17 protein-coding genes and 1 pseudogene are annotated in these 18536 nt (G+C 69.9%); 9 read left to right on the forward strand and 9 right to left on the reverse strand.

Going from position 1 to position 18536, the window contains the following annotated elements; translation table 11 throughout:
* Nucleotides 1–13: 13 nt before the first annotated feature.
* The 6 genes from ACW9TB_RS00765 to proC all read right to left on the reverse strand — a co-directional run bounded on the left by ACW9TB_RS00765 (nt 14) and on the right by proC (nt 5523).
* On the reverse strand, nt 14–112 hold the full coding sequence (locus ACW9TB_RS00765; protein ID WP_018654693.1) for a 30S ribosomal protein bS22: 99 nt from the start codon (nt 110–112) through the stop codon (nt 14–16).
* A 306-nt stretch (nt 113–418) separates the two neighbouring features.
* Nucleotides 419–622 (reverse strand): helix-turn-helix domain-containing protein, encoded by a 204-nt coding sequence (locus tag ACW9TB_RS00770; RefSeq protein ID WP_012887307.1) that lies wholly within the window; start codon nt 620–622, stop codon nt 419–421.
* 322 nt (nt 623–944) lie between these two features.
* Nucleotides 945–1784: a phosphatase gene (locus tag ACW9TB_RS00775; protein WP_472745938.1), complete on the reverse strand. Its 840-nt coding sequence runs from the start codon at nt 1782–1784 to the stop codon at nt 945–947.
* A 260-nt stretch (nt 1785–2044) separates the two neighbouring features.
* A complete protein-coding gene (locus ACW9TB_RS00780) occupies nt 2045–3208 on the reverse strand; it encodes an acetoin utilization protein AcuC (protein WP_472745939.1) in 1164 nt (387 codons plus the stop codon).
* Between the two features lie 206 nt (nt 3209–3414).
* Nucleotides 3415–4653, reverse strand: coding sequence for an MFS transporter (locus tag ACW9TB_RS00785; protein ID WP_472745940.1), 1239 nt, complete (start codon nt 4651–4653; stop codon nt 3415–3417).
* A gap of 75 nt (nt 4654–4728) precedes the next feature.
* On the reverse strand, nt 4729–5523 hold the full coding sequence (proC, locus tag ACW9TB_RS00790; RefSeq protein WP_472745941.1) for a pyrroline-5-carboxylate reductase: 795 nt from the start codon (nt 5521–5523) through the stop codon (nt 4729–4731).
* Between the two features lie 158 nt (nt 5524–5681).
* Between proC and ACW9TB_RS00795 the strand changes: the two genes are divergently transcribed.
* The 7 genes and pseudogenes from ACW9TB_RS00795 (at nt 5682) to ACW9TB_RS00825 (ending at nt 14446) form a co-directional block, all read left to right on the forward strand.
* The gene (locus tag ACW9TB_RS00795; RefSeq protein ID WP_472745942.1) at nt 5682–6167 is read left to right on the forward strand and encodes a hypothetical protein; all 486 of its coding nucleotides are present in this window, start codon (nt 5682–5684) and stop codon (nt 6165–6167) included.
* A gap of 235 nt (nt 6168–6402) precedes the next feature.
* Nucleotides 6403–8280: a molecular chaperone DnaK gene (dnaK, locus tag ACW9TB_RS00800; RefSeq protein WP_472745943.1), complete on the forward strand. Its 1878-nt coding sequence runs from the start codon at nt 6403–6405 to the stop codon at nt 8278–8280.
* Between the two features lie 28 nt (nt 8281–8308).
* Nucleotides 8309–8926: a nucleotide exchange factor GrpE gene (gene grpE / locus ACW9TB_RS00805; protein ID WP_472745944.1), complete on the forward strand. Its 618-nt coding sequence runs from the start codon at nt 8309–8311 to the stop codon at nt 8924–8926.
* Nucleotides 8927–8960: 34 nt separating this feature from the next.
* Entirely contained in the window at nt 8961–10163 is a 1203-nt protein-coding gene (dnaJ, locus tag ACW9TB_RS00810; protein ID WP_472745945.1) for a molecular chaperone DnaJ, read from the forward strand.
* A gap of 2 nt (nt 10164–10165) precedes the next feature.
* Nucleotides 10166–10418: pseudogene (locus ACW9TB_RS00815) on the forward strand (heat shock protein transcriptional repressor HspR); the annotation flags it as partial.
* Nucleotides 10419–10685: 267 nt separating this feature from the next.
* Nucleotides 10686–13268, forward strand: coding sequence for an ATP-dependent chaperone ClpB (clpB, locus tag ACW9TB_RS00820; protein ID WP_472745946.1), 2583 nt, complete (start codon nt 10686–10688; stop codon nt 13266–13268).
* Between the two features lie 119 nt (nt 13269–13387).
* On the forward strand, nt 13388–14446 hold the full coding sequence (locus ACW9TB_RS00825; protein WP_472745947.1) for a hypothetical protein: 1059 nt from the start codon (nt 13388–13390) through the stop codon (nt 14444–14446).
* Between the two features lie 116 nt (nt 14447–14562).
* Here the strand turns inward: ACW9TB_RS00825 and ACW9TB_RS00830 are convergent, their stop codons facing one another.
* The gene (locus tag ACW9TB_RS00830; RefSeq protein ID WP_472745948.1) at nt 14563–15069 is read right to left on the reverse strand and encodes a hypothetical protein; all 507 of its coding nucleotides are present in this window, start codon (nt 15067–15069) and stop codon (nt 14563–14565) included.
* A gap of 202 nt (nt 15070–15271) precedes the next feature.
* Between ACW9TB_RS00830 and ACW9TB_RS00835 the strand changes: the two genes are divergently transcribed.
* Nucleotides 15272–15958, forward strand: coding sequence for a hypothetical protein (locus ACW9TB_RS00835; protein WP_472745949.1), 687 nt, complete (start codon nt 15272–15274; stop codon nt 15956–15958).
* A gap of 175 nt (nt 15959–16133) precedes the next feature.
* Here the strand turns inward: ACW9TB_RS00835 and ACW9TB_RS00840 are convergent, their stop codons facing one another.
* Together ACW9TB_RS00840 and ACW9TB_RS00845 are read right to left on the reverse strand one after the other, a co-directional pair.
* On the reverse strand, nt 16134–16772 hold the full coding sequence (locus ACW9TB_RS00840; protein ID WP_472746517.1) for a TetR/AcrR family transcriptional regulator: 639 nt from the start codon (nt 16770–16772) through the stop codon (nt 16134–16136).
* Nucleotides 16773–16875: 103 nt separating this feature from the next.
* Nucleotides 16876–17988, reverse strand: a complete 1113-nt coding sequence (locus ACW9TB_RS00845) for a CapA family protein (RefSeq protein ID WP_472745950.1) — start codon at nt 17986–17988, stop codon at nt 16876–16878.
* Nucleotides 17989–18112: 124 nt separating this feature from the next.
* Here ACW9TB_RS00845 and ACW9TB_RS00850 point away from each other — a divergent pair, with 124 nt between their 5' ends.
* Complete coding sequence (locus ACW9TB_RS00850) at nt 18113–18532, forward strand: Fur family transcriptional regulator (protein ID WP_472745951.1); 420 nt, start codon at nt 18113–18115, stop codon at nt 18530–18532.
* The last annotated feature ends 4 nt before the right edge of the window (nt 18533–18536 follow it).

Genomic DNA, 18536 nt, shown 5'->3' on the forward strand with positions numbered 1-18536 from the left:
TCGCAGATCCGCGCTACTTCTTGTTACGCCGCTGGATGCGGGTCTTCTTCAGAAGCTTGCGGTGCTTCTTCTTCGCCATGCGCTTACGGCGCTTCTTGATCACAGAGCCCACGGGACCCCCAGGTAGCTGGTAGCCGAGATTGTCGAACCGGTGCGCGAGAGCACACCGGCACAACAGACTACCGGCGATCCACGGTAGATCGCCCCTGGGGGGACCCCGGGCGCATGAACTCACGACGTGGCGACCACGTCGCTACCCCGATGAGACACGGACCGGCTCTCCAACGGTCGTACCGGAAATCGTGCCCCGGTCAGACCGGAAGGAGCAGGACCATGAGCGGCCCCGCGCGCCTGGCTCACCTCACGACCGGATCGTTCCCCCCGGCCGCTCGGCTCGACGCGTCGAGCTCACCCTGCCTCAACCTGCCTCGATGTAGGCATCCCTGAGATAATCGTGCACCGCCTGCTCCGGCACTCGGAAGGATCGACCGACCCGGATGGCCGGCAGCTCGCCCGAATGCACGAGTCGGTACACAGTCATCTTGGACACCCTCATGACAGTGGCCACTTCTGCCACCGTCAGGAACTTCACCTCGCTGAGAGGTCTTTCGCCTGCACCCATCGGACGCCTCTTCCGCACGTGTATCCGGGTTATCCCCACTGGTGCCATTGCTCACGCACGTGTACTGCCGTCAGCGTAAGTCGGGACCCCTGTCACGCAAACCCCCTATTTTCTCAGCCTTCGGAGTCCCACGTCAGCGAAACGCATGAAATCGCTGGCCAGCAGGTGGACCGTGCCCCTCGCATTGATCTTGGAACGGACCAACTGTCTCCCATTAGAGTCGCCCACAATCCCCAAAAAGTTGGCAAACGGTCGGCGAGGTAGGTGGAATGCAGGCGCGAAATGCCCGTATAGGGATGTCCTAATTTGCGCATCCCCCGCCTCAGAGGGCTCGCACGACCCTCTCGACCAGGTGGTGTGTCAGCGGTTCGTAATACCTCGGTAGCACATTGTCATCGAGCGGGACGGTGACCGCGATCTTGCCCTCGGCCTCCCCGACGAAGAGGGCCGGGTCGTTGCTGTCGGCGAATCCGACCGTGAGGATGCCCGCCTCGCCCGCCGCCCCGGCCCAGCCGTGGTCGGCGATCACCAGATCGGGACGGTCCGCGCCCAGTTCGGCGATCATGGCACGCATCGGGGCGGGGTCGTGGGTGTGCACGAAGGCGCCCTTGTCGTCGAGCATCGCGACGTCGTCCATGTAGCGGATCTTGCGCCTGCGGCCGAACCCGCTGCCCCAGTACGACCAGCCCTCGGCCGGTGCCATCAGGGTCACGCCGCGCGCCCTGAGCATCCGGCCCAGTGCCATGTGGATGGTGAGCAGGCCGGTGGGGTGCCCGGTGGCGATCAGGATCCTGGGGTTCTCCCCCCGGAGCACACCGGCGATCGTGTCGCCCATCTTCTCGGCCGCCTCGATCGTACGGTCGGGGTCGATGGTGTCCTGCCCCTCCCGGTGACCGGGGTCGGCCACCACCCCGGCGGACTTGGCCATCAGCTCCAGCACGTCCCGGTAGGACCAGGCGCCGTCCATCGTCAGCCCGAACATGTAGTGCGGATCACGGTTGGACAGCGACCGGTAGTGGTCCAGGTTGTTCTCCCGGCTGGTCGCCACGTCCCCGGCGATCCGGGTACGGACCAGATGCTCACGAAGCTCAGCCCGAGTGATCGGCGACGCCTCGCGTCGCGGCTCGGGTGCTGGGGTCCGGTGACTTCCCTCGTCACTCATCCGCTCGTTCCCCGCCACACGCGACGCCTCGCGTCGCGGCCCGGGTGCTGGGGTCCGGTGACTTCCCTCGTCACTCATCCGCTCGTTCCTCGCTACTTCGTTCCTCGGTCCAGTTCACCGGCGCGCCCTCGCGGGCTACTTCGTTCCTCGGTCCAATTCGACGACGCACCCTCGCGGGCTACTTCGTTCCTCGGTCCAGTTCGACGACGCACCCTCGCGGGCCGTTTCGTTCTTCGGTCCAGTTCACCGACGGACCATGTTCACGGGAGGGGATCAAGCCCGTGGAAGGGGAAGACGGCATTTCTCGTCGCCATGATGGCCCGGTCGATCGGGTCTGCTGGGTCATAACCAGTGGAGAAATCACGAAATTCCGGATTTCGGCCGTCGGTCAGCGTCAGCGGCGCCGTCTGGTTGGTCCGTTCCTTGACGAACGTGCGCCACGCGTCGGGAGTGGCGGTCCGGGGGTCGAGAGGGTGGCCCGACACCTCCGCGATCAGGTGGGTCCACGCCCGGGGAACCACCTGCACCAGCTCGTACCCCCCGCCGCCGGTCACGATCCACCGCCCGCCCGCGGTCTCGTGGGCCAGCTCGTGCAGCGCCGCGTACGCGGTCCGCTGGCCGTCCAGGCTGAGCGTCAGGTTGGCCAGCGGGTCGAGGGCGTGACTGTCGCAGCCGTGCTGGGTGACCAGGACGTCGGGGGCGAACTCCCGCAGCAGCGGCGGGACCACCGCGTGGAAGGCCCTGAGCCAGCCGCTGTCGCCACATCCGGCGGGCAGGGCCACATTGACCGCGGTGCCCTCCGCCCCGCGCTCCTCGGGGAACCCCGTGCCGGGGAAGAGGGTACGGGGGCTCTCGTGCAGGCTGACGGTGAGGACCCTGGGGTCGTCGTAGAACAGCGCCTGCACGCCGTCGCCGTGGTGCACGTCCACGTCCACGTAGGCGACCCTGGACGCGCCCTGGGCCAGCAGCCACGCGATCACCACGCCCGGGTCGTTGTAGACGCAGAAGCCGCTCGCCTTGGCGGCCATCGCGTGGTGCAGGCCGCCCGCGACGTTGACCGCGTGCTCAGCCTCGCCGCTCCACACCGCGCGGGCCGCGGCCAGGCTGGCGCCGGTGATCAGCGCGGACGCCTCGTGGACCCCGGCGAAGGCGGGGTTGTCGGTGGTACCGAGCCCGCAGGCCAGGTCGGGCCGCCCGGTGGCGGAGACCCGCCTGACGGCCTCGATGTAGCCGCGCTCGTGGACGAGCGCCAGCTCGTCGTCGGTGGCGGGCGCGCAGCCGCCCATCTCCACCCGGTCCAGCACGCCGAGCTCCCTGGCCAGCGCCATGGTCAGCTCGACCCGTACGGGCGCGAGCGGGTGCCCTGGGCCGAAGTCGTACGAGGTGAGCGCATCGTCCCAGACAACCCGCACGGACCGGCTCATGCGCACTCCCTGTCTGGTCGCGACGCCGCGCGTCACGGCCCGATCTTCCTGCTCCCGGCTCGACGTTACCGCACGTGTCCGGAATGGCGTTTACGCGGCCATCTCGGGGACCAGACCCGTTTTCACTTGAGTGAAATATCTTGATTTATTGCTATAAACGGGCACATTTGGCGGGCCCCGTCAGACACGTACCCCGCTCTCGGACGTCAGGTGGAGGAGACCCGGCGCAGTCCCCGTACGGCGGGGACCATCAGGAGGGAGGCGCACCCCGCGACCGCCACGATCGAGGACACCGTCAGCAACTGCGGCGCGCCCACCAGCCCGGCCACCGGACCGGCGAGCACCTGGCCGACCGGGACGAACAGGGTCGAGCCCGCGACCTCGTACGCGGTGACCCGGTTGAGCGCCTCCGCGGGCACCTGGGTCTGGATGCTCGTGGCCCACATGACCGACCAGAACGCCCATCCCGCGCCGCCGACCACGTGCGCGGCCATGAGGACCGCGGGCGGCGACGCCAGGGCGATGGAGAGCGGCTCCAGGGCGAAGCCGAACAGGCCGATCGCGCCGGCCATCAGCGGCCGTCCGGGGCGGACCCGCATCGCGACCAGGCCGCCGACGATGGTGCCCGCGCCGGAGGCGGACATGACCAGGCCGTAGGTGGTCTCGCCGAGCCGCTCGCTGATCAGCACCGAGCCCAGCGGGATCATCGGGCCGAACAGGGTGACGCCGAAGACCGCCCAGACCAGGATCACCGACCACATCCAGGTCCTGGAGCGGAACTCCCGCCAGCCCCCGCGCAGGTTGCGCCACATCGACCCCTCGGCGGCCGGGCCGGCGGCCACGGGCAGGCGCAGGAGCAGCAGGCACGCCGCGCTGACGGCGAACCCCGCCGCGTCGATCGCGAAGACGACGCCGACCCCGGAGAGGCCGACGATGGCACCGGCGACCCCGGGACCGGCCAGCAACATGATCGACTCGGAGACGCGCAGGGTGGCGTTGGCCTTCTGCACGTCGCGCGCCACGCGCGGGACCGTGCTGGAGACGCCGGGCTGGTACATCGCGGCGGCGACGCCGTTGATCGCGGAGATGACGAGGATCTGCCAGAGGTCCGGCCTGCCGAAGACGAACAGCGCCGCGGCCGTCCCCTGGCTCACCACCCTGACCGTGTCGGCGCCGATCATCATGCGGCGCGGCGTGAACCTGTCGGCGAAGACCCCGCCGAACAGGATGAGCACCGCGAAGGGCGCCATCCACGCGGCCAGCGCCAGCCCCACCCCCGTGGGGCCGTAGCCGAGCCCGCCCACGCCCACCGCCGTCGCGAACGGGACCATCGCGGCCCCGAGCATGGAGACGGACCTGGCGGTGAAGAAGAGCAGGAAGCTCCGCGTCCAGACGGCGGGCCCGGTCTCCTCCCGCCGTTCATCAGCCGATACGGCCTGCTCCACGATCGCCTCATTCCCCGGAGTTCCGTGGGAAATGATGCCTTATGTAGGAAAGTTTCCTAATAGGAGGGGGTGGGGTCAGCCCTCGGCGAGCTGGCGTCCCCGGTCCCTGGCGGCCTCGATGGCGGCCAGGAAGGCGGCGCGGACGCTGTGCCGCTCCAGCTCGGCGATGGCCGCGATGGTCGTGCCGCCGGGCGAGGTGACCGCCTCGCGGAGGATCACGGGGTGCTCCCCCGAGTCGCGGAGCATGATCGCCGCCCCGACGATCGACTGGGTGACCATGTCGAGGGCGGCGGCGCGGGGCATGCCGAGCAGGATGCCCGCGTCGACCATGGCCTCGACCAGGTAGAAGAAGTAGGCGGGGCCGCTGCCCGACAGGGCCGTGGCCGCGTCCTGCTGCGACTCGGGGATGCGCAGCACCTTGCCGACCGGGCTGAACAGGTCCTCGGCGCGCCTGAGGTGCTCCTCCGAGGCGTGCGCGCCCGCCGAGATCACGCTCATCGCCTCGTCGACCAGCACCGGCGTGTTGGACATGACCCGGACCACCGGGACCTCGGCGCCGAGCCGCGACTCGACGAACGAGGTCGTGATCCCCGCCGCCGCCGAGACGATCAGGCGGTCGGCCGGGAGATGCCCCGCGATCTCGGCGAGCAGGGACCCCATGTCCTGCGGCTTGACCGCGAGGATGATCGTGTCGGCGTCCTTGGCCGCCTCGGCGTTGGAGGCGACCCGCACGCCGTACCGCTCCGCGAGGGCCTGGCCCCGCTCGGCGCGCCGCGCCGTCGCGATCACGTCACCCGGCTTGAACCCGGCCCTGAGCAGGCCGGACAGCAGGGCCTCCCCCATCTTGCCGGTTCCAAGAATCGCGATCATGTGAGCACCTCGAAATCGTGGTTCGGGACTCCCCGCAGCCTATCGGCCCGGCCACCGGCGGGAGTCATCCCGCCGTAGCCCCCGGTGGGGAGGTCGACAGCGCGATGTCAGGGTGCTCTGAACCGCTCCAGGCCCCGATCCGTCTTAGGGGTATGCGTATGATCGCGACCTCTTTCCTGGCCGGAAGCCTCCTGCTGGCGCTGGGCTGCGGCGCCGAACCCAGCGCCACGGTCACCGCCTCCCCCTCGCGGCCGGTGAGTCAGGCCACCTCCATCCCCGGCGGCCCCTCCGAGCCGGCGAGTCACACCGTGGCTCCCCGGGACGAACCCACGAGCGGCGCCCCCAAACCGACGAAGCCCGAGGGCCACACCGACAACCCCCGCAAGGTCAGGTGGCTGAAGGCCAAGCCGTCCAAGGACGGCCGGAGCCTGCGGATCACCTGGTGGTCCGGGGTGGAGCCGTGCAACGTGCTCGACCGGGTCACCGTGCGCGAGACCTCCAAGCGGGTGACCGTCACCCTCTGGGAGGGCCCGAGCAGCAAGGTCCAGAACATCGCCTGCATCGAGATAGCCATCCAGAAGGTGACGACCGTCAAGCTCAAGAAGCCCCTCGGCGCCCGCAAGGTGGTCGACGGCGCCCGCTGACGCGGCACCTCACGGCGTACGAACCTCCCGTGGGCGGTGACCGGACGGCTCCGGTCACCGCCGGGGGAACGATCCCGCGTGTTCCCTCGTCAGAGGGTCATGGCGTCCGCGAAAAACCGGGAATGACCCCGCGCGTCCGAAGGTTGAGCCCAATAGACTCAAGTCGTTTGACAAACGTCACACGAGGTTCCACTATGAGTCTCATCGACTCAACTTTGACTACAAGGACGTACTCATGGCACGTGCGGTAGGTATCGACCTGGGGACGACCAACTCCGTCGTCTCGATTCTTGAGGGCGGTGAGCCCACCGTCATCGCCAACGCTCAGGGTTCGCGGACCACGCCGTCCGTGGTCGCGTTCGCGAAGAACGGCGAGGTTCTCGTCGGAGAGGTCGCCAAGCGGCAGGCCGTCACCAACGTCGACCGGACGATTCGCTCGGTCAAGCGCGAGATGGGCACCAACTGGTCCGTCGAGATCGACGGCAAGAAGTCCAACCCGCAGCAGATCAGCGCGTTCGTCCTACAGAAGCTGAAGCAGGACGCCGAAGCCTACCTGGGCGAGAAGATCACCGACGCGGTGATCACCGTTCCCGCCTACTTCAACGACGCCCAGCGCCAGGCCACCCAGGAGGCCGGCACCATCGCCGGCCTGAACGTGCTGCGCATCATCAACGAGCCCACCGCGGCCGCGCTGGCGTACGGCCTGGACAAGGAGAAGGACGAGACCATCCTCGTCTTCGACCTCGGCGGCGGCACCTTCGACGTGTCCCTGCTCGACGTCGGCCAGGAGGACGGCCACGGCTTCGTCGAGGTCAAGGCCACCAGCGGCGACAACCACCTCGGTGGCGACGACTGGGACCAGCGCGTCGTGGACGAGCTGGCCAACCGGTTCAAGAACGCGCACGGTGTCGACCTGACCAAGGACAAGATGGCCCTGCAGCGCCTGCGCGAGGCCGCGGAGAAGGCCAAGATCGAGCTCTCCAGCCAGTCGGAGACCTCTATCAACCTTCCCTACATCACCGCCTCGGCCGAGGGTCCCCTCCACCTGGAGGAGAAGCTCACCCGCGCCGAGTTCCAGCGGATCACCGCCGACCTCCTCGAGCGGTGCAAGGGCCCGTTCAACCAGGTCGTCAAGGACGCCGGGATCAAGGTCTCCGACATCGCCCACGTGGTGCTCGTCGGCGGCTCGACCCGCATGCCCGCCGTGGCCGAGCTCGTCAAGGAGCTGACCGCGGGCCAGGAGCCCAACAAGGGCGTCAACCCGGACGAGGTCGTGGCCATCGGCGCCGCCCTTCAGGCCGGTGTGCTCAAGGGCGAGGTCAAGGACGTCCTGCTGCTCGACGTGACCCCGCTGAGCCTGGGCATCGAGACCAAGGGCGGGATCTTCACCAAGATCATCGAGCGCAACACCACGATCCCGACCAAGCGCTCCGAGGTCTTCACCACGGCCGAGGACAACCAGCCGTCGGTGCAGATCCAGGTCTACCAGGGCGAGCGCGAGATCGCCGCGTACAACAAGAAGCTGGCCACCTTCGAGCTGACCGGCATCGCCCCGGCGCCGCGCGGCATCCCGCAGATCGAGGTCACCTTCGACATCGACGCCAACGGCATCGTCAACGTCTCCGCCAAGGACCTCGGCACCGGCAAGGAGCAGACGATGACGATCACCGGCGGCTCCGCGCTGCCGAAGGACGACATCGAGCGCATGATGCGCGAGGCCGAGTCCTACGCCGAGGAGGACAAGAAGCGCCGCGAGGAGGCCGAGGTCCGCAACAACGCCGACTCGCTCGTCTACCAGACCGAGAAGTTCCTCGGCGAGAACGCCGAGAAGGTCCCGGACGACATCAAGACCGAGGTCAACGAGGCCGTCGCCGAGCTCAAGAAGGCTCTGGAGGGCACCGACTCGTCCGAGATCCGCACCTCCGCGGAGAAGCTCGCCACGGTCAGCCAGAAGATGGGGTCCGCCATCTATGCCCAGGCGCAGGGGTCCGAGACCCCGGCCGGTGCCGGCGCTCCCGGCGCGGACGCCACCGACGGGCAGAAGGCCGACGACGACGTGGTCGAGGCCGAGATCGTGGACGACGAGCCGAAGCGCGACAACGGCGCCAAGTGACGGCCGGAACGCCGAGGGGAGCACCAGCGTGAGCACGCGCGAGAACGGTTCCGAGGAGGAGCCGGTGATCCGCGACAACCGGAAGATAGACCCGGAGACGGGTCAGGTACGCGAGGCGAAGCCGGCCGAGACCACGGGCCAGAACGACAGGGAGCAGGGGGCCGACAAGCCGCCGTCCTCCCTGGCGTCCGACCTGGCCTCGATCGAGCTGGCCACCCAGCTCGCCGAGCGCACCGCGGACCTGCAGCGTCTTCAGGCCGAGTATTCCAACTATCGCAAGCGGGTCGAGCGAGACCGCGTGGCGGTCAAGGAGCAGGCGGTGGCCGGTGTGCTGGCCGAGCTGCTGCCCGTCCTCGACGACATCGGCAGGGCCCGTGACCACGGGGAGCTGACCGGCGGCTTCGCCAAGGTGAGCGAATCACTGGAGGCGGCCACCGGGAAGCTGGGGCTGAGCACCTTCGGCACCAAGGGTGAGCCGTTCGACCCGACGGTGCACGAGGCCCTGATGCACAGCTACTCCCCCGAGGTCACGGAGCCGACCTGCGTGGAGATCCTGCAGCCCGGTTACCGGATCGGCGAGCGAGTGCTCCGCCCCGCGCGCGTCGCGGTCGCGGAGCCAGAAGAGCCCGCCGCGGACGACAACTGACACCCCCACATCTGATCTCTGAGAAGGAACGTAGATGAGCACCAAGGACTACCTGGAGAAGGACTACTACGCCGTCCTTGGTGTGCCCAAGACCGCTACGGCCGACGAGATCAAGAAGTCGTACCGCAAGCTGGCCAGGCAGTACCACCCGGACGCCAACCCCGGAAGCTCGGCGACCTCCGAGAGCACCGCCAAGTTCAAGGAGGTCTCGGAGGCGTACGACATCCTGTCCGACACCAAGCGCCGCAAGGAGTACGACGAGGCGCGGACGCTGTTCGGATCGGGCGTCGGCGGCTTCCCGGGGGCGGGGGGCGCCCAGCGCGCGGGCGGTTTCCCGTTCGACCTGGGAGACCTGTTCGGGGGGACCGGCCAGCAGCAGCAACAGGGCGGTGCCGGGGAGCGCATCGGCGACATCTTCGGCGGGCTCTTCAACCGGGGCGGCGCGAGCCGCCCCGGGGGGACGGCGAGCAGGGCGCGGCGTGGCCAGGACATCGAGTCCGAGGTGACGCTCTCCTTCTCCGAGGCGGTGGAGGGCACCACGGTGTCGCTCCGCCTGACCAGCTCCTCCGCGTGCACCGGATGCGGAGGCACCGGCGCCAAGGCCGGGACCACCCCGCGGGTCTGCCCGACCTGCGAGGGCACCGGCGCGGCCAGCCGCAACCTCGGCAACTTCGCCTTCTCCGAGCCGTGCCGCGACTGCAAGGGCCGCGGCCTGCTGGTGGACGACCCGTGCCCGGTGTGCGACGGGAGCGGGCGGGGCAAGAGCACCCGGACGATCCAGGCCCGCATCCCGGCGGGGGTCGGCGACAACCAGCGCATCAAGATCAAGGCCAAGGGCGCGCCCGGCGAGAACGGCGGGCCCGCCGGTGACCTCTACGTCCAGATCCACGTCAAGCCGCACGCCGTGTTCGGCAGGACGGGAGAGAACCTGACGGTCACCGTCCCGGTGACCTTCACCGAGGCCGCGCTGGGCGCCGAGATCAAGGTGCCGATCCTCAAGGGGCTGCCGGTCACGCTGCGCATCCCCGAGGGCACCCCGAACGGCCGCACCTTCCGGGTGCGCGGCAGGGGGGTGGCGCGCAAGGACGGCACCAAGGGCGACCTGCTCGCCACCGTCGAGGTCCTGGTGCCACAACAACTGGAGGACAAGGCAAGGGGCGCCCTTGAGGAGTTCCGCGACGCCACCTCGGGTGGTGACCCGCGGGCGGACCTGATCGAACAGGCCAGAAGCGAGTAGCCATGGAAGCCAACTACTTCGATCTGTCGGACGACACACCCGTCTACGTGATCTCGGTGGCCGCCCAGCTGTCGGGTCTGCACCCGCAGACCCTGCGCCAGTACGACCGTCTCGGCCTGGTCAGCCCAGGCCGTACGGCGGGACGCGGACGCCTGTACTCCACCCGCGACATCGTGATGCTCCGCGAGGTCCAGCGGCTCTCCCAGGAGGAGGGCATCAACCTCGCGGGCATCAAGCGAATCCTGGTCCTCGAAACGGAGGCCCTGCGCCTGCGTGACGAGAACCACCGCCTGCGCGCGGAGATGAACATGATCCGCGCGCTCATCCAGTACCAGCTGCCCCCCGCCTGAGACTCCGTCCCACGCCTTGAGGACGCGCCGGTGCACAGCGGGTGCACAGCGGCTCCGCGAGGACGCGCCGGGCCGGTGTCGCCATCGCACAGCGGTACGCCGACGTCGCCGCCGACACGGCGGCGCTCCGGCGTCGCCATGACCCAGCACTTTCGAGTGAGGCCTGACAAGCATGGACTACAAGCTCACCCAGAAGAGCCAGGCGGCGGTCTCCTCCGCCATCAGGCGGGCGGCCGCCGAAGGCAATCCCGAGGTCGCCCCGGCCCATCTGTTCACCGCGTTGCTCACCCAGACCGGTGGCACCGCCGTACCCCTGCTCGAAGCGGTGGGCGCCGACTGGAAGCGGCTGAGGGTCGAGGCCGAGAAGCAGCTCGCGGCCCTGCCGAAAGCGCAGGGCTCCACGGTCAGCGCCCCGTCGAGCTCCCGGCAGCTCCTCACCGTGATGAACACCGCGGCCCAGCGGGCTCGCGGGCTTGAGGACGACTACGTCTCGACCGAGCACCTGCTGGTCGGCCTCGCCACCGACGGCGGCCCCGTCGCCACGCTGCTCAAGGCGAACGGCGCGAGCCCGAACGCGCTGCTCGACGCCTTCGAGAAGGTGCGCGGGCACGCCAGGGTGACCAGCGAGACGCCCGAGGACACCTACCAGGCGCTGGAGAAGTACGGGATCGACCTGACCGAGCGGGCCAGGGCGGGCAAGCTCGACCCGGTGATCGGCCGCGACTCGGAGATCCGGCGCGTCATCCAGGTGCTCAGCCGCCGTACCAAGAACAACCCGGTGCTCATCGGCGAGCCCGGCGTCGGCAAGACCGCCGTGGTGGAGGGGCTGGCCCAGCGGATCGTCGCGGGCGACGTCCCCTCCAGCCTGCGCGACAAGCGCCTGATCGCCCTCGACCTCAGCGCGATGGTCGCCGGCGCCAAGTACCGCGGCGAGTTCGAGGAGCGCCTCAAGGCGGTGCTCGGGGAGATCAAGGAGAGTGACGGCCAGGTCGTCACCTTCATCGACGAGCTGCACACCATGGTCGGCGCGGGTGCCGCCGAGGGCGCGATGGACGCGGGCAACATGCTCAAGCCCATGCTGGCCCGCGGCGAGCTGCGGATGATCGGCGCGACCACGCTGGACGAGTACCGCGAGCGCATCGAGAAGGACCCGGCTCTGGAGCGGCGGTTCCAGCAGGTCTACGTGGGCGAGCCCACCGTCGAGGACACCATCGCCATCCTGCGCGGCCTCAAGGGCCGCTACGAGGCGCACCACCAGGTCCAGATCTCCGACGGCGCGCTCGTGGCCGCCGCGGCGCTCTCCGACCGCTACATCACCTCCAGGTTCCTGCCCGACAAGGCGATCGACCTCGTCGACGAGGCGGCCTCCCGGCTCCGCATGGAGATCGACTCCCGTCCGGTGGAGATCGACCAGCTCCAGCGGAACGTCGACCGGATGAAGATGGAGGAGCTGGCGCTCGCCAAGGAGACCGACGAGAGCAGCCTGCAGAGGCTGGAGCGGCTCCGCAGGGAGCTCGCCGACCGCCAGGAGGACCTCAACGCCCTGGTCGGCCGCTGGGAGCGGGAGAAGGCGGGGCTGAACCGGGTCGGCGACCTGAAGAAGCAGATCGACGAGGTGCGGGGCGCCGCCGAGCGCGCGCAGCGCGACGGCGACTTCGAGGCCGCCTCGCGGCTGATGTACGCCGAGGTGCCCAACCTGGAGGCCGAGCTCGCCGAGGCCAGCAAGGCCGCCCAGCCCGAGGACCCCATGGTCAAGGAGGAGGTCGGCTCCGACGACATCGCCCAGGTGATCTCCTCGTGGACCGGCATCCCCGCGGGCCGGCTGCTTGAGGGCGAGACCAGCAAGCTGCTCCGTATGGAGGAGGAGCTCGGCAGGCGGCTGATCGGCCAGCGGCAGGCGGTCGAGGCGGTCTCCGACGCCGTACGGCGGGCGCGGGCGGGCATCTCCGACCCGGACCGGCCGACCGGGAGCTTCCTGTTCCTCGGCCCGACGGGCGTCGGCAAGACGGAGCTGGCCAAGGCGCTGGCCGACTTCCTCTTCGACGACGAGCGGGCGATGGTCCGCATCGACATGAGCGAGTACGGCGAGAAGCACAGCGTCGCGCGCCTGGTGGGGGCCCCTCCCGGCTACGTGGGCTACGAGGAGGGCGGCCAGCTCACCGAGGCCGTGCGGCGCAGGCCCTACGGCGTGGTGCTGCTGGACGAGGTCGAGAAGGCGCACCCGGAGGTCTTCGACATCCTGCTCCAGGTCCTCGACGACGGGCGGCTCACCGACGGCCAGGGCCGGACGGTCGACTTCCGCAACGTGATCCTGATCCTCACCTCCAACATCGGCTCGCAGTTCCTCGTGGACCCGGGCATGACGAAGGAGGCCCAGCGGACCGCCGTGATGACCGCGGTCAGGAGCTCGTTCAAGCCGGAGTTCCTCAACCGGCTCGACGACGTGATCCAGTTCGACGCGCTCGGCACGGAGGAGCTGTCCAGGATCGTGGACCTCCAGGTGGCCCACCTGGCCAGGCGCCTGGCGGACCGGCGGCTCACGCTGACCGTGACCCCGGTGGCCCGCGACTGGCTGGCGCTCACGGGCTACGACCCGCTGTACGGCGCGCGTCCGCTCCGCCGCCTCGTCCAGTCCGCGATCGGCGACAAGCTGGCCAAGGAGGTGCTCTCCGGCGAGGTCCAGGACGGCGACGAGGTGCTGGTCGACCTCGACGAGGCGAACGACTCCCTGGTCATCGGCCCGGTGAGGGCCTGACCGCGCCCGGACGGGGCCGGTAATGACTTGACCACCATTGCGTTAAGCACGCCCCTGGGCGAGACCCCCCTGTTACGTTCGGTTTCCATCGGATTACCGAACGCAACAGGGGGATGCGCATGTCGAACTCATCACGGAACATCCGGGGAGTCCTCGCGGTGGCGGTGCTCACGGTCGGCGCCGGCTTGACGATGATCTCTCCGGCATCGGCGGAGGTCGCGCCCTGCCCGGAGCAGGGGACGACGAGGGTGCTGGGGGCGCCCGGACCGGTGGATCCCACGTGCGAGGAGATCGGCGCCGCCGGGACCGTTGCCACCCCCGAGGGGGCACCGGTCGCGGACGGCACCGTCACACCGCCGATCACGGACGGCGCCGTGACGCCGCCGGCCGTGAACACCGGCGAGGCGACGACCATGGGCGGCACCGAGGTGCCTTCGGCGGAGACGCCGGAGACGCCGACGACGGTGAACGACGCCGAGGCTCCGACGGTGGAGACACCGGCGGTGAACGACGCGATGGCTCCGGTGGTCGTGGACGGTGCCGTGGCACCGGTGACCGCCGACGAGACGCCCGCGACCGCGGACCGGCTCGCACGCGTCACCAGCCTGCCCCAGCTCTCCCAGCCCTCCGCCGTGCTCAGCTTCGCCGACGCCGGGGGCGTCGCCGCGGGTACCGGCTTCCACGCCCTGCCCTTCGGGCTGTCGAGCCTCCCCAGCCAGGAGTGGACGAACTCGTGGGTGAGCGTCATGGCCGAGGCGCCGGACCTGCCCGGCCTGCCGGGCACGCCGGGTGCCCCCGCTGACGGCATCAGCTGGCTGCGGGCCCCGGTGCCCCCGGCGCCCGGCGAGCTCGTCGAGGCACCGGTCGCACCGGGTACGCCGGACATGCCGGTCGGCGAGCCCGCGCCCCCGATGCCCCTGCCCGCCCCGGCGGACGCCGTCGTCGAGAACCTGCCGCCCGCCGAGGACATGCCCACCGCCGACATGCCCGCCGCCGAGGACATGCCCGCGGTGGAGCCGCCGGCCGCCGTACGCCCGGAGGCCCCCGCGGTGCCGGACGCTCCCGCGACCGGTGGGACCGCGACGGAAGCCACCACGAGCGGCGCCACGACGGAGGGCACCGCGGCGGTCACCCTGCCCGCGCTGGAGGGGACGCTCACGGACCTCGACGCTAGGTAAGCACGCGGTAGAGGGCGGTGGACCGGTGACCGGTCCACCGCCGGATCCTCACGGGGGAGGGTCGTGCCTCACGGGGCACGACCCTCCCCTGCCGCGTGTCAGGCCAGGGCCAGACGTCAGTGCGAGGCGTCCAGGAGGGCGTCGAGCTCGTCCTCGGGGAGGCCGAGGTCGACGCGGATCCGGTAGCGGGTCCTGAGCAGGGCGATGTGCTCGCCGCTGCCCTCCACCGCCCGGTGCGCCCCCTCGGTCGCCCACTGATGGGCCTCCCCGAGATCGCCGTAGGCGACGAGGGTCTCGGCGACCGTGAGGGCGGTGGCCGCGGTGACGTCACCGACTGCGCGGATCGCCGCGATCACCTCCCTCGCCTCGTCCGGTCGTTCGAGCTCGAAGAGGGTGTCGGCGATCCCCGCCCGGGGATCGACGCTCACCTCGCCGCCGTCGTCCACCGCCCGCTGGAAGCAGTCGAATGCCCGAGCTGGCTGTCCGGCCTGCCGCCACTCCTCGGCGGCGAGCACGAGGATCGCCGCCCGTGATATGTCGCCGGACGCGTACGCCTCGACCAGGGCTTCGAGTCGTCGGGCCAGGTCTTCGTGATCGTCGGCCAGAAGTGCCTGCTCAAGCAATCGATCAAGTTGCTCACGTGTCACATGCGCCACATCGCGAGAGTACCGAGCGGCGCTCGACCGCGTACGGCCAACGGCAGGTATTGGCCACGTTACCTTAGGCAAACGAACGACTACTCTGCGCGTTTTTCCCCAGCAAAACGGGCATATGAGCAACGAGTTCCGCCAGAGAAACGTGTCACGGGAAGGAGCCGCGATGGTCATGTCCAGACAGACATCGTTCACGTTGGCCCTTCTTCTGGCCTTCTCGGTGGTCGTTCCGGGGTCCGCCGGATACCTGTCGGTCAAGATGGAGGCGATCGGGCAGGCGCACCGGGAGCTGGTCACCCTGGAGAACCGGATCCGCGACGAGAGGCTCGCCGCCCGGATCAGGAAGATCGAACGGATCTACCGGGGGCGGCGGCTCCAGCCGATCACCTCGTCCGGCCGCGAGCACTGCGAGCCTCCCGTGAGGTCCCGCGACGAGCCGGGGACGCCGGAGACGCGATCGTCGGGACCTGCGACGGTCGTGCCCGTTCCGGTGGCGGGTGAGGGGCGGCCGCACGAGAGGCGGCCGCGCGCGCGGAGACACGTCGTCCAGGAGCGGGTCCCGCAGGCGCGGAACCCCCGGGAACGGGACGCGCGGGGGCCGGGAACGCCGGGGCAGGACGTACGGGAGCCCGTGGAGCAGAGGCTGACGGCGCAGGGGCGCCCGGGGGCCGGGATGACCGAGGCGGCTCCCCCGGAGCGGTGGTCCCAGCTCGAACGCCGGGGCAGGCGGCATCAGGAGGGGGAGGCACGGGAGGAGACGTTCACCGCGCCGGACGCGACCGGCGCCGAGAGCCCGCCGGAGGACATCGGTGCGCCTCCCGGTGAAGGTCCCCCTCAGACCGAGACTCAGGCGAACTGACGAGTCGTACACCAAAACACGCGAGAACCATCGGCCCGGTCCCACTCAAGCCGGGACGCGGGCTAACTGACGAGCTGTGCACCGAAACACAGGGAAACCATCTCTCAAGCCAGGACACGGGCTAACTGACGGCCCGCACATCAAAACACGGAGGGAACCGTCGGCCCGGTCCCGCTCAGGCGGAGACGCGGGCGAACTGGCGGTTCAGGTAGCCGCGGATGAGGCGCTTGGCCTCGGCCACGATCTCCGGGGCACCGTTCGGATCGCGCCGGAAGGCCAGCTTGAGCACGGCGTCCCCGGCCTCCACCGCGACGAGGATGGCCAGGTCGAACTCCTCGCTGTCGGCGAGCCCGTACTCCTGAAGGAGAAGCCCGCGCAGCCGTCCGGCGATCACCGTGTTGTTGTCGGAGACGGCGTCGAGCAGGTTGAGGTCGACCACGTCGCCGAAGTGCAGGGACCGGAAACCCGGCACGGTCCTGTGCATCTCCACGTACTCGTCGATGATCGCGTCGACCGCGTCCCACCAGCACTTGTAGTCTTCCAGCAGGAAGCGCCTGCCGATGCGGGAGACGAACCCCTCCACGTGGCGCCGGGTCACCGCCTGGGTGAGTGCCCGCTTGTCGGGAAAGAACTGGTAGACCGAACCGATCGCGACCCCCGCGCGCTCGGCGATCCTCGTGGTGGAGAGCGCGTCATAGCCGATCTCGTCCAGCAGGTCGGCACACGCGTCGAGCATCCGCTCGACACGTCGCGCGCTCCGTCGTTGGGTGGGTTGACGCCGCAGTGGAGCCTCGCCGGGCTCCTCGCAGGACATGGTGGACACCACCCCATCTTGCCCCCCTGACACGCCGGGGTCAGTGCTTATTCGTCAATCGCGAGATTTCTCCACCTCCGGCGGGCCGGGCGAGGTCGCCGGGTCACCCGGACTGGCCGGGCCTGGCGGTCAGGCCGGTGCAGTCGCGCAGTGCCTTCCAGCCCGCGATGGCCTGCTGCCGCCCGGTCCCGGCGAGCGGGATCGGCACCCCGCCCTGGATGGTGGCCGGGGTCCACTGGTCCTTGAGCACCTTGCGGCCGTTGATCGTCAGGGTGAGCACGCCGGTCCTGCCGGTGTCCGGGCCCCAGTTGTAGAAGACGAAGTTGCCCAGGCCGTAGCTGACGTAGCTGTTCTTCAGGTATCCGGCGCCGAGCAGGATGTGCGCGTGGCCGCCGACGACGACGTCCGCTCCGGCCGCGACCAGCCGGGGCGCCAGGCCGCGCTGCGCCTCGTTGGGGCACTTCTGCAGCTCGGTGCCCCAGTGCAGGTGGACGATCACGGTGTCGGAGTTCTTGCGCGCCCTGCGCACCTCCTGGATCAGCCGCGCCTCGTCCTTGGCCGAGGCGAGGCCGCCCTGGTCGCCCGAGGCCGTCCACGCCTGGACGAACTCCGCGTCCAGCACCTGGGTCGCGCCGATGATGGCGACGCGGTTGCCGTTCACGGTCGTCCGCCACGGCTTGTACGCCTCGGCCTCGTCGCCGCCCACGCCCACGACGGGGAACCTGGACCGTTTGATGGCGGCGAGGGTGTCCTTCAGCCCGCTCTGCATGTAGTCCATGCCGTGGTTGTTCGCCAGGGAGGCGACGTCCACCCCGGACGCCTTCAGCGCGGTGAGCGCCGCCGCCGGGGCGCGGAAGGTGTACTGCTTGCCGGGGGCGGGGGTGCCGCCGGTGGTGATCGCGGTCTCCAGGTTGACCATCGCCAGGTCGGAGCGCTTGAGCACCTTGGCGATCGGGCCGAGCGCGGTCTTCGGATCGGTGTTCAGCCGGGTCCGCAACACGCCCTCGAAGTGCACGTCCCCGCCGAAGGAGATGGTGTACGGTCTGCGCTCGGGCGTGGGGGTGGGGTCGGCCTCGGTGGTCTCGGCCGGTTCCTCCACGACGTCGGGGGACGATTCGGGGGCGGCCGACTCGGCCGCGGAGCAGGCCGCGAGAAGCACGGCTGAGGCGGTGATCGCGGCGGCCAGGGCGAGGCGGCGAGCTGTGTGCGTGTCCATCGGTATCCGAGGATGCCATCTCACCCATCACCTGTGTCAGAACTCGCCCTACCAGATTTGTCTCATCGAAACTGGAGCAGCTCGTTAACTTGAATCGTTCAGGTATAGGTCGTACGGTGTGGTCATGGAGGACGAGGACCTGCTCCGGCAGGCGGGCCTGCGGGTGACCGCGGCCCGGCTGGCGATCATGCGGACCGTGCGGGAGGGCGACCACCTCGACGTGGACGCCGTCCATCGCGGTGTGCGCGGTCGTGTCGGCCAGGTCTCCCTGCAGGCCGTCTACGACTCCCTGCGCGCGCTGCACCGGGCCGGGCTCCTCCGGCGGATAGAACCGGCGGGCAGTCCTGCCCGGTACGAGACGCGAATCAATGACAACCATCACCATCTCGTCTGCCGCGAGTGCGGGAGGGTCACCGACGTGGACTGCGCCGTCGGCCACGCCCCCTGCCTCGACCCGGTCTCCGACGCCGGATACCTGGTCGACGAGGCGGACGTGATCTTCTGGGGCGTGTGCCCCGGCTGTCGTTCCGAAGACACTCGATGAAGAG

The organism is Streptosporangium sp. H13245 (assembly GCF_055690525.1).